The 12,447-nt window shown below is 38.7% G+C and carries 8 protein-coding genes; 5 read left to right on the forward strand and 3 right to left on the reverse strand.

Annotation, left to right across the window (positions count from 1 at the left end):
* Positions 1-179: 179 nt before the first annotated feature.
* Positions 180-1,799, reverse strand: a complete 1,620-nt coding sequence (locus tag H0W62_01185) for an amidohydrolase (GenBank protein ID MBA3647159.1) — start codon at positions 1,797-1,799, stop codon at positions 180-182.
* Between the two features lie 115 nt (positions 1,800-1,914).
* On the opposite strand from H0W62_01185, the gene H0W62_01190 reads away from it, so the two are divergent.
* Entirely contained in the window at positions 1,915-4,416 is a 2,502-nt protein-coding gene (locus tag H0W62_01190) for a hypothetical protein (GenBank protein ID MBA3647160.1), read from the forward strand.
* A 5-nt stretch (positions 4,417-4,421) separates the two neighbouring features.
* Here the strand turns inward: H0W62_01190 and H0W62_01195 are convergent, their stop codons facing one another.
* Together H0W62_01195 and H0W62_01200 are read right to left on the reverse strand one after the other, a co-directional pair.
* Positions 4,422-5,579 (reverse strand): T9SS type A sorting domain-containing protein, encoded by a 1,158-nt coding sequence (locus H0W62_01195; GenBank protein ID MBA3647161.1) that lies wholly within the window; start codon positions 5,577-5,579, stop codon positions 4,422-4,424.
* A 116-nt stretch (positions 5,580-5,695) separates the two neighbouring features.
* Positions 5,696-6,658: a c-type cytochrome gene (locus H0W62_01200; protein MBA3647162.1), complete on the reverse strand. Its 963-nt coding sequence runs from the start codon at positions 6,656-6,658 to the stop codon at positions 5,696-5,698.
* Between the two features lie 117 nt (positions 6,659-6,775).
* On the opposite strand from H0W62_01200, the gene H0W62_01205 reads away from it, so the two are divergent.
* The 4 genes from H0W62_01205 to H0W62_01220 all read left to right on the forward strand — a co-directional run bounded on the left by H0W62_01205 (position 6,776) and on the right by H0W62_01220 (position 12,415).
* Complete coding sequence (locus tag H0W62_01205; protein ID MBA3647163.1) at positions 6,776-7,480, forward strand: rhomboid family intramembrane serine protease; 705 nt, start codon at positions 6,776-6,778, stop codon at positions 7,478-7,480.
* A 180-nt stretch (positions 7,481-7,660) separates the two neighbouring features.
* Complete coding sequence (gene nuoL, locus H0W62_01210) at positions 7,661-9,565, forward strand: NADH-quinone oxidoreductase subunit L (protein ID MBA3647164.1); 1,905 nt, start codon at positions 7,661-7,663, stop codon at positions 9,563-9,565.
* Positions 9,566-9,569: 4 nt separating this feature from the next.
* On the forward strand, positions 9,570-11,042 hold the full coding sequence (locus H0W62_01215; GenBank protein ID MBA3647165.1) for an NADH-quinone oxidoreductase subunit M: 1,473 nt from the start codon (positions 9,570-9,572) through the stop codon (positions 11,040-11,042).
* Complete coding sequence (locus tag H0W62_01220) at positions 11,039-12,415, forward strand: NADH-quinone oxidoreductase subunit N (protein MBA3647166.1); 1,377 nt, start codon at positions 11,039-11,041, stop codon at positions 12,413-12,415. The genes H0W62_01215 and H0W62_01220 overlap by 4 nt, the downstream gene beginning before the upstream one ends.
* Positions 12,416-12,447: the final 32 nt, after the last annotated feature.

The raw sequence follows: 12,447 nt of genomic DNA on the forward strand, positions 1-12,447 counted from the left end.
ATTGTTGCTTCCGGTACCTTAATTCCTACGCTGCTGTTCCCATTTGAAATTGCAAGTACATAATTTCCTTTACGCAGAGACGCAATAAAACATAATATTTCAGTATAGTCACTTTCTGTTTGTTTCAAACCGTAAAAAGCTTGCATTGACCTGCTATTCAAATTACATTGATCTTCTGTTTAATTCACCTTTTCCCCATTAACATACGTAGCTAAAACTGTTGTTGAAAAAGTCTGTTCAATAGGAATGGTCATGATATCTTTTTCAAGCACCACAAAATCGGCAAACTTACCCGGCTCGAGGCTTCCCTTTTCATTTTCTTCGAAGTTTGCCATGGCTGCCCAAATCGTCATACCCTGTAATGCTTCATAGCGTGTAAGTGCATTTTCAGTTTGAAATCCATCCGGAGGAAATCCTTTTTTGTCTTTTCGTGAAACAGCAGCATAATAGCCATAGAGCGGGTTAATGTTTTCTACCGGAAAATCACTTCCATCGGCAATCCAACCGTTCTGAGCTAATAAAAATTTATAAGCATAAGCTCCCTTGATACGATAAATCCCAAGACGGTCAGCTGCCCAATACATATCGCTGGTGGCGTGTGTGGGTTGCACAGACGGGATGATATTATATTGATGAAACAGCTCAAAATCACCCGGCGCTATCACCTGGCAATGCTCGATGCGCCATCGCCTGTCATTTGGACCCCCTAACGCTTCTCCATAAATATGCAGCATCATCCGGTTCGCGGAATCACCTATAGCATGAGTGCACATCTGGAAACCGTGGTTATAGCAGAGTTGTGCCTGTTCCTCGAAATAATGTGTAGGCTTTTTTTGCAACCCTTTTGTTGCTGCATCGGTATAGGGTTTTAAGAGCAAAGCACCGCGGGAACCTAAAGCACCATCTGCATAATACTTAAATGCCCGGACATCCAGACGATCGGTTTTATAGGGACCATGTGCGAAATAATATTTTTTGTTTTCCTCATTGTCGGTGGCCATAGCATACATGCGTATCTTAAGGTTAGCGGTCTTTTGCAGGGAATCAATAATATCGATAATTTTTTTTTCCAGGCCGGCATCATCGAGGGTGGTTAATCCCACTGCAAAACAATTCCTCTGAGCTTGTAATAATGCAGCGCTGATTTCTATTGCAGAAGGCTTAGGAATTTTTGTAATCACTGAATCCATGGCGTTATCCAGAAGTACGCCGGTAGGTTTTCCATTTTTCAGAATAATTTCGCCACCAGGAATTTTAGATGCACCATCTATTTTAGTCATGTTAAGCACTGCCTGGTTTACAATGCAGGCGTGGCCGTCAATTCGCTCCAGGAAAACAGGGCGATCAGGAAAAAGTGAATCGAGTTTTTCCTTTGTTGGAAAATCTTTTTCTTTCCAGTCATTTTGATCCCATCCTTTTCCCAACAGCCAACCGCTTGAATTTGATGCTGCCTGTTGAAGTACTTTCTGAAGCACATCATCCCAGGAAGTAGTTCCGGTTAAATCTGCCTGTGCCAAGTTCATAGCATACTCAAAAAAGTGACAATGGGCATCAATAAATCCGGGGTATACGAATTGCCCTTTCAGATCCACCCTGTTTGTAGCTGTATATTTATTTGATAGATCTGCTTCACTGCCTACTGACAATATCTTTCCATCCCTAACCACCATTGCATCGGCAATTGAATCCTTTGGATTAAGAGTGTATATTTTTGCATGGTAAAAAAATATGTCGGCTGCAGGTTTATTGTTACATGACGATGCTAAGAGCCAAATCAGGAAAAGGATAGGTGGTCGCATTTCGAAAGATAAATACAAACTCCGATGTCCATTGACTTTAATTTGTGAAGACGGAGAACAAAACTTCATGATGAATTAAAAACAGAGTATTATTTTTAAATCTATAAATTTTCAAATGGTCTGGTTAAAAAAAATTGGGAGATGGTTATTATATGCAGCAGCAGTATACCTCTTGCTGATGCTGGCAGTTGTGGGGTTTGTACTGCTTAAGAAGAAAGAAATTCTTGGTTACGTGACTGAAACTGTAAACCAGAAAATTAACGGTACCTTTTCTATTGCAGATTTCCATATAACACCATTTGAAGATTTTCCCTACATCTCCCTTTTGTTAACGGATCCGGTTATCCGGGATTCCCTGTACAGTCAGCACCATCAGACATTGTTCGAAGCAAAAAAGATTTGCCTTGAAATAAATGTATTCAAACTGTTTAGCAAAACAGTGGAATTTCGAAGGGTCACCGTTTCAGATGCTGTAATTGCGATTTTAAAAACACAAACAGGATATTCAAATGCAAAAATTTTTAAGCCCCAGCCACCTTCAGACGGCCAGGCTAAAAACACGGCATTGTTTGGCATTGAGGACGTTGCTCTTCTGAATGTAAACTTTACACTGTCAGATTCCTTAAAGAATAAAAAATTCGGCATTCAATTCTTAAATGTGAAAGCCAATACACAGCATCTGGGATCTTCGCTGCGTGTTCACGCGCAGGGGGTGATACACTTTGAGGGACTCGGCTTTAACCTGGAGAAAGGAAGTTACCTTTTAAATAAAAATGCAGTAATAGATTTAAATTTAGACTATTCCTCATCACAGAAAAAGCTGATCGTGTTTTCGTCAAAATTGAACATTGAAAATAATGATTACAATTTGATGGGAAGATATTTTTTTAATGAGCCTGCACATTTTCAGATGAGGATAAGTGCAAAAGATGTGATGCTTGATCAGGCGCTTTCACTGATCACCCAAAATACTGCTTCAAAACTAAAAAATTACAGGATCGAGCAGCCGCTTACGTTTGCCGTACTCGTTTCGGGAAAACTGGCCAACGGTAGTAAGCCTGCCGTGGATTTACTATTTAAATCCCGGGAGCCAACCACCATAATGGTAGGTCAAAACATGCTTTCGTATTCTGAACTGAACGGTATTTTCACGAATCACTTCGATTCCGCAATGGAAAATACAGACCAGAATTCTGTTTTTATGCTACCTGATTTTTCGGCTTCTTATCTTGGAATTATACCATTACGCTCCCGTATTGTTATCGCCAATCTTGCAGATCCAAGGCTCTTCATGAAAGCCCATGTAGATATGTCGCTACCTGATTTAAATGAAATAGTGGACTCTTCAAAGTTAAATTTCCTAAATGGAGAAGCACATGTTCAGTTTAAATATACCGGCAAGCTTGTTAATTTTGTTGATACCGTGAATAATAGACTGGATGCAGATCTTAGCGGTTCTGTGCATTTAAATGACGCAGACGTTGAATATGTTTCCAGGCATTATGATTTCAGTGGTATGAATGCTGTTATTCACTTTGATAAATCCACGCTTACACTGGATTCGGCAAGCGTAGCTTTAAATGATAATCCGTTAAGAATTGAAGGCATTGTTGAGAATTTAATTCCTTCATTTTTTATTCCGGAGAAAAAACTGCTTGCAGATTTTAAAATAAGTACTCCGGTTTTAAATCTCAATAAGATTATAACTCCAGGAAGCTTTAAAAAGAAATCCCGAAAAAATATAGCTGCAAAAGATTCGTCAAAAGTTGTAAAACAGGAAAAGAAACGCGCAGCATTGGCCGATAAAGGAACTCCGTTACCAGTATCTGTAAGAATTAATGAACTGCTTGATAATATGGTATTCCTGATTAAGCTGAATGCCGACCAATTGCAGTACAGGAATTTTAAGGCAAATAATTTTGAAGGTGGACTCGAGTTCGGTTCGGATTACATCCATTTTAACAATATAAATATGAATACAGCGGGTGGCTCGTTTACGCTCCATGGTAATTTAACAAATACCGATCGTCCCAATGCTGCTTTAAGTATTACTTCAAGCCTTTCTAATGTGCGAATAAACGATCTGTTATATTCCTTCGATAACTTCAGTCAAAGTACCATAACTAACAAAAATATTGAAGGCCAGCTAAATGCCCAGATACTATTCAATGCGGGTATGCGAAAAGATTATACAATTGTGCCAAAAAGTATGAATGGAAGAATTTTCTTCAGGTTAAAAAATGGAAAATTACTGGACTTTACTTCTCTGAGCCAAATATCAAAATACGTTTTTAAAAACCGGGATTTCACCAATATTGATTTTGCAGTTTTGCAGGATACGGTTATTTTGAAAGGGCAGGACCTGCATCTTTCAAGAATGCAAATTGAATCCAACGTGCTTACTTTTTACGTTGGGGGTATTTATAGTTTTGCCGACAATACCAATCTCTCCATTCAAATTCCTTTAAGTAACCTCAAAAAGCGGGATGAAGATTATGTTCCGAAGTATTCAGGCAATAAGAAAAGAGCAGGGATTAGCGTATTTCTAAAAGCAACGACCAAGGATGGAAAGATTAATATAGGATATGATCCTTTCCCTGATAAAAAATTGCAATAATCAGGTTATCTTATAATCAGATTCCTGACTTGTTTTTCGCCAGCCTCGTTCTGTATAACCAGTAAATATAAACCGCTAACCTTTACCGGTAGTCCAACATTATAGGTACCCGCGCCGATACATTTTTGCCTGTAAAGCTCAATACCATTTAAATCAGTAACTACCATTAACATATTATTTTCCGGCACTATAACCTGGAAGTGTCCATCATTTGGGTTTGGATAAACGGCCACATTAAGGTCACCATTTTCCTTATTTTCAATTTCTTCACGACTATTGATCAGCGGAGATTCGAAACTCCATACCGGACCCAGCGGGGAACCTCCATAATAAATAGTGCCATCAGAAGGGCTGGGTAAATATTTCGATTTATCATAAATAACAGAACCTCCCCCTTCGTTAAAATGATATATGGCTACTGTTTTTGTATCCGGTCCGAATTCCACAGGAATTGGGGTGAAGTTGATATTGTAGCGAAGGTTTTTACAGATTCTCATTTCATCTATATATCCGTTGTAAGAAGGAAAGTTAGGCCCCACATCACTTTTGTTTGCGCCAATTACGAGATAGGGATCCGTTTCAGGGTAATCGGTTAGCCTGCGGTCACGGTATCCTATTTTACCTTTTGGCCCCATTCCCATTGCCTCCACGGTTCCGTTTACATATAATTTCACGATTCCAGTTGCAGCATTTCGCGTTACGGCAATATGGTGCCACTGATTATCTGCCACATTCGATTTGCCAATAACCGTAACACCCTGTTCACCCTGTGCTATGCCAAAAGCAATAACACGAGTTACTTCTGATCCCCCAGCATATGAACCAATTGACAAACCGTAGTCTCCATAATCGCCGGCCCCATGAACATTCCGATCTACAATAGTATTGCCCATAGCCCAATCTCCACCATTAGAAGCAGACGCTTTAACTTTTCCATTGTTATCCCGGTAATCGGCTTTCATCCAGAATTCTATCGTAAAATTTTTACTTACATCCACCGCATGGCTGGGATTATCGAGAGGTATCTTAATACGATCTGCCCCGGGTGCCTGGTATCCGTTTCCATAAAAACGTAAAGAATATTGCTGCGCAGAAGTAGAATGATTACCGCTCAATAAAAGACTAATTATCAAAAAAAAGGGAAGTGAGAATAGGTTTTTCATTGTGAATATTTAAAGATGAAATTACAATCTTTATTCGGGCTGCTAAAATGTTTTAAAGCACGAAAGTAATGTTTAGCGAAGCGGTGATTATAAAATTTTTTCACCGTATTGAATCCTTATTGAGGAGGATTATTTATTTGATTATGAATAGGAGGAATCTGCATCAGATATGCAAATACCGCCTTAACCTCAGTTTCAGAAAGTTGAGGGTAAGGAATCATCGGGTAACGAACCGGATGACCATCTGGTTTTTGTCCGAACCGTAAAGCGTTGATAAATTGTTCTTCCGTCCAACCCCCGATGCCCGTCTGCCTATCGGGTGTAAGGTTTGCCGAATACATTTTTTGCTTTTCATTATTTAATCCGACCATATTTCCACCGCCCATAAATCCGACGCTTTTTTCCGGTTCAGGAATGTTCATCGTTTTAAAATCCGCTGAATGACAGGGATAGCAATCGAGCATTCCGGTAACAATATAACGGCCCAGGACTACTTTATCAGACGTATCTGGTTTTGGGATAGCCACTGATGGATAGGGAAGTGGTTTGAAAACGGAGTTGGTAAGGAACTTTGCAAGCAAGGATGGTGCGCTGGCCGTATCCTGAACAGAAGCTGCCTGTACCCAGGGATCGTTTGAATGCAAAAAAGCGATAATGCTTTCTACATCATAATCGCTCATGTGCGGAAGCTTTGGCATCCACGGTGGAGCATAACCCCCATTGCGCTTTATGCCTGTGCGTAACAGCCACATCAGCTGTCCATCAGTCCAGCTACCAATGCCATAGTCCTTATCCTGCGTAATGTTTGCAGAATAAATGGTTCCAAACTGTTCTATACCTTCCGTCATATTTTTTCCGGAAAATTTATCTGTAACATCGTTGTAATGGCATTGCCTGCAAAGCATTTCTGACAGTCTTTTACCATTAGCAATTTTTGCCGAATCGCTTTGAACCTTTATACCCGGGTCTTTGGCTTCATAAGATGGAATGCCTTTTACTTCCAGATAACTTATAAAGGCAATAACCACAATCACTATAATAAAAAGTATGATTCCAAAAACTTTTAAAAACTTTTTCATGGCAGTTATTAATTATAATAAAATCAGTTGGTTTAAGTATGTCGCGAAAAATAGAAATATTTTTGTTTTGAAAGCAATAATTTATACAGTCAATTTGCAGGGTAGCACTTTTTTAAAATGGAAAATTCCCTGGAACAAAGTCCCGAAAAAAGAAAACTGTCGATCAGCATATTTATCCCGCTGATGTTTGTAGTGCTGCTGTGGCTTGTTTTTATTATTCAATGGAGTACCAGAGCTGATTTTTATAAGTATGGCATTTTACCCCGCCATGTGTCCGGTCTTGCAGGTATTGTTTTCACTCCTTTTATTCACGGCAGCTGGGATCATCTGTTTTCGAACTCTATACCACTTCTTATACTCGGCTCGGTGATGATTTATTTTTACAGAGATATTGCTTACAAGGTTTTCCTATGGATTTGGCTTGCAGATGGACTTGGTGTCTGGCTGTTTGCCCGTGAAGAATATCATATTGGCGCAAGCGGTTTGGTTTACGGAATGGTAGGTTTTGTTTTTTTTAGTGGAATTCTGCGGAGAAACCGGAAGCTGTTGGCATTATCGCTGGTTATTATTTTTTTATATGGCAGTATTATCTGGGGAATATTGCCCTTTCTTATTGATATTTCATGGGAAGCGCATCTATTCGGACTTCTGGCAGGAATATTTTTTTCTGTTTATTATTTGCACAGGGGACCTTCTGATGATCCCGTTCCGGAATGGATGGAAGAAGTTGATGAAGACCATGACCAGGAACATCCGCCCGATACTATTCAAATGAATACAGATTTTTTACCTGAAAAAGAAGAGAAAGATAATGAATTGTGATTTGAATAGCTCTGACAAGTTCAAACATTAAGTAATTTACAGACTGCTTACCATTTGAAGTATTACCACTGAATAAGATTGAGCAGCAGATATTATTGCTGTTCATCAATGTAGTCTACTGCGATTAATGTCTTTCTTGCACCAAAAAAGAATTTTATTTTTGCGCCACGCAAACTTTAGATGTTATCCCTTTCTCTTCTTATACCGCTACTGCCATTCATCGGCTTCCTTGTAAATGGGTTGGGTTTTAGAAGAATTTCTAAAGGCTTAGTCGCCAGCATTGGATGTGGCTCCATACTGGCATCCTTCATTATTGTTGCCGTTTTATTTGCTCAAACGTATTCATCTCCCGAAGTACAGAAAATTGATCTTTTCAACTGGATTGCAACAAGCAGCATAAATGTTTCTTTCTCATTCTGGATCGATCATCTGTCGCTCATTATGATGTTAATCATTACTGGTGTGGGCTTTCTTATCCATCTGTACTCTATAGGATATATGCACGAAGATGAAGGATACGGGAAATTCTTTTCTTACATGAACCTATTTATTTTTTTTATGCTGCTGCTTGTAATGGGAGCTAATTATGTAATCATGTTTATCGGCTGGGAAGGAGTTGGTTTATGTTCCTATTTGCTGATTGGGTTTTGGTGGAAAGATAAAAATTTTTCAGCGGCAGCAAATAAGGCATTTATTATGAACCGTATCGGTGACCTGGGCTTTATACTCGGCATTTTTTTAATGTTTAAGACTTTTGGTTCTTCGGATTTTGATATAATTTTTTCCTCGGTTGCCCCTTTCAGCTTAAATGATCCGGTAATAGTGTCGATTACCCTCTTATTGTTTGTGGGAGCCATTGGAAAAAGTGCGCAAATTCCACTATTCACATGGCTTCCTGATGCCATGGCGGGTCCTACACCCGTGAGTGCACTTATTCATGCAGCTACCATGGTAACGGCTGGAGTTTATATGGTGGTACGCTCCAATATTTTATATTCATTGGCACCATTCACTTTGGAAATAGTTTCAATTACCGGATTGCTGACTGCAATTCTAGGAGCTTTGATAGCTCTCACACAAAACGATATTAAAAAAGTACTGGCTTATTCTACGGTAAGCCAGCTGGGATATATGTTTGTAGCGCTTGGATCATCTGCATATTCTTCCGGTATTTTTCATGTGATGACTCATGCATTCTTTAAGGCATTATTATTTCTTGGCGCTGGAAGTGTGATTCATGCTTTGGGCGGAGAGCAAAATATTCGAAACATGGGTGGCTTAAAGAAATACCTTCCGGTTACTTCAGTAACATTTTTTATAGCCACTCTTGCCATTTCAGGATTTCCGCCGTTCTCAGGTTTTTTTTCGAAAGATGAAATCATCTTAATGTCTTATGCTAACAACCCTGTATTTTTTTATCTGCTTGTACTCACCAGCATTCTAACAGGAATTTATATGTTTCGTTTATATTTCCTGGTGTTTTGGGGAACATTCAGAGGTACCCCCCATCAGCACGATCATCTCCATGAATCGCCGCTTTCAATAATTGTTCCTTTAATGATTTTATCTTTTTTTTCAGTTTTTGCTGGGCTCCTGGGTTTACCGGAATTTATCACTGATCACCATTGGCTGAATACCTACCTCACTCCAGTTTTTTCTAACAATACTTATCTGATTAAAGAAGTACCCACTTCCACACTGGAATTCTTAACGATAATTTTTCTTGTATTGGCATTACTGTTAACCATCGCTGCTACTTACAATTTATATGTGAAGAAGAGGGTTGAAAGCTTGAATGAATCTCATTCTTTTTTTTACAAGCTTTCCTATAATAAGTTTTACGTAGATGAACTCTACCATGTTTTATTTGTACATCCTTTGCTTTCATTTTCAAAATTCTTCAGGAATTACATAGAAAATAATATTATTGATGGTTCTGTAAACGGAGCAGGAAATCTAACGGTTTATTTAAGCACGTGGATGAGAAAAATTCAAACAGGAAATATTGGACTATATGTAATAATGATGGTAGCAGGTATTGTGGCCATTCTGGTTTTCGGATTGTCTAAACTGTTTGCATTCTGATTCCATGACAGCTCTGTTAATTCTTGTCGCCCCCTTCATTTTGCTTCTGTCCATTTTGCTTGCTCCCGTATCTAAGAGCAGCCGCATTGCATTGATAGGATCATTAGTAATTCTAGCACTTATCATTCTGGCTTTAGTAGAATTCTATAAAAGTGACTTTTTATCGCTTTCTAAAGATGTAACCTGGATTCCATCACTTGGAATTTCCTTTAACATAGGCATAGACGGAATCAGCCTGATATTGGTATTGCTTACCGGAATATTATATCCATTCATAATTGCAACAACTTTAGGAAATAAAGTTAAAGACCCAAAGGCATTTTATTCTCTGATGATTCTTATGCAATTTGGATTGGTAGGCGTTTTTATTTCCAAAGATGCTTTTCTTTTTTATGTTTTTTATGAATTAACACTCGTTCCCATTTATTTTATTTGTGCAATATGGGGAGCAAAAAACAGCATTCCGGTTACACTAAAATTTTTTATTTACACCCTTGCCGGCAGTCTGTTGATGCTTGTCGCAATTCTTTACCTCTATTTTAAGACACCGGGTACTCACACATTTGATATAGCGTCTTTTTATACCCTGCAACTTTCTTCGACTGAGCAAAGCTGGATTTTCTGGGCGTTTTTTATAGCCTTTGCAATTAAAATTCCTGTATTTCCTTTTCACACATGGCAGCCGGATACCTACACGGTGTCACCCGCCGCAGGCACTATGCTCCTGGCAGGCATCATGTTGAAAATGGGTATTTACGGGCTTATACGTTTTGTACTTCCCATTGTACCAAATGCTGTTTTAGAATGGAGTAATCTATCAATAGCGCTTTGTATCATCGGTATTATATATGCATCTGTCATTGCTCTGCGACAAAACGACCTTAAAACATTAATTGCCTATTCTTCCATTGCCCATGTGGGCCTCATTACCGCCGGCGTGTTATCGGTTAATGTAAATGGAGTACAGGGTGCAATGATTCAAATGTTTAACCATGGGGTGAATGTGATTGCTTTACTTTTTATGGTAGACCTGATAGAACAAAAATATGGAACTCGATTGCTGAGTGAATTAAGTGGAGTAGCAGGTCAAATGAAAAAGGTGAGTGTTTTTTTTATAATTGTTCTTCTGGGGAGTGTGGGTTTACCACTTACCAACGGATTCATCGGAGAATTCCTTTTGCTTATGGGCATTTATTTTTATAATCCATGGGCTGCCGCTTTTGCAGGTCTCACACTCATACTCAGTGCTTGTTACATGTTACGCTTATATAAAAATGTTTTTCTTGGCGAAGTTGCTCCTGCATCAGGCACTTACCAGGATTTTTCAGTTATGAACGGCTGGATATTGGTTTCGCTGTGTTTACTTGTGATAGCAACAGGAATTTATCCTGCAATGCTCTTGAGTGTTTCAAGCACAGCAGTTCAGCATATTCTGGAAGTATTTGCAACCCATCAATCAGCATTAAGTACATTATGAATGTATTGATAGCGCTTACCGTTTTAGGGTTGTTATCCATGTTTAGTGGAGTCTTCAAAATCCGCCTTATAATATTACCTGTTACTGTTGTTGGATTAATAATTTCATTGGTGCTCAATGTTATTATGTGGAACACTAATCACTCGTATTTCAATAATATGATGTTAGTGGACAATTATGCTATTGCATTTAATGCTATTACCATAGTAACCGTTCTATTTATTGTACTGTTTTATCATCAGTTTCATTATAAAGAAGAAGTTCACTATTCAGAAGTTTTCGCAATAATTCTCTTTACTGCAGTGGGTGCGGTAATAATGTATTCATTTACCAATTTACTGATGCTATTTCTGGGTGTTGAAATATTATCCCTCAGCTTTTATGTACTTGCCGGATCGAAAAAAAGAGATCTGTTGTCCAACGAGGCATCGCTCAAATATTTTTTAATGGGCACATTTTCCACCGGTTTTTTATTGTTCGGTATCGCTATGCTGTATGGAGCTTCCGGTTCTTTTTCTCTGAATGAAATTGCCGCTTATGGAAAAGATGCCGCCGTTAAACCAAATACTTTTTTAATAGCCGGAATCTTACTGATAATGACAGGATTGCTTTTTAAAGTAGCAGCTGCACCTTTTCAATTCTGGACTCCTGATGTATACCAGGGTGCGCCCACACTGGTCACAGGCTACATGGCTACTACCGGCAAAATTGCTGCAGTAGCGGCCTTTCTTAGATTATTTGAATTAACCTTTCCTTCCCTTAAAGAAAATTATCAGGAGGTATTGTGGGCAATATCAGTGTTAACTATGCTGGTCGGAAATTTCATTGCTATTTATCAAAGGAATGTAAAGAGGATGCTTGCATATTCCAGTATTTCACACGCCGGATATATGCTTATTGCTTTAGTTACTCTTAATGCCAGCTCTAACAGTGCTATTCTTTTTTATTCCGTTTCCTATACACTTGCTTCACTTACAGCCTTTGTGATCATAAAGGTTATGGAGCAGAATAAAATGGGCGAAACTTATGATGCATTTAATGGCTTATCACGCTCTAATCCTTTGCTTTTATTTATCCTTGCCATAGCAATGCTCTCACTTGCGGGCATACCATTTACAGCCGGCTTTTTCGGTAAATTTTATATTTTTTATTCCGCAATCTCAGGAGGATGGATGTGGCTTGTTATAGTTGCAGTTATTAACTCTTTTATAAGTGTGTATTATTATTTCCGCCCTATACTGGCGGGGATTAAATTTCAGGAACCGGGCAAGCCTGTAATCATTTCGCCAACAATTAAAATTCTTTTGCTTACGCTTACATTTCTTACTCTTCTGTTTGGATTATTACCTGGGTTAATTTCAGGTATTATTTAATGTCTGTTGCTGCATTGTCTTAAGCTTGTAAT

The organism is Chitinophagales bacterium, assembly GCA_013816805.1.
Classification (GTDB): domain Bacteria; phylum Bacteroidota; class Bacteroidia; order Chitinophagales; family UBA10324; genus MGR-bin340.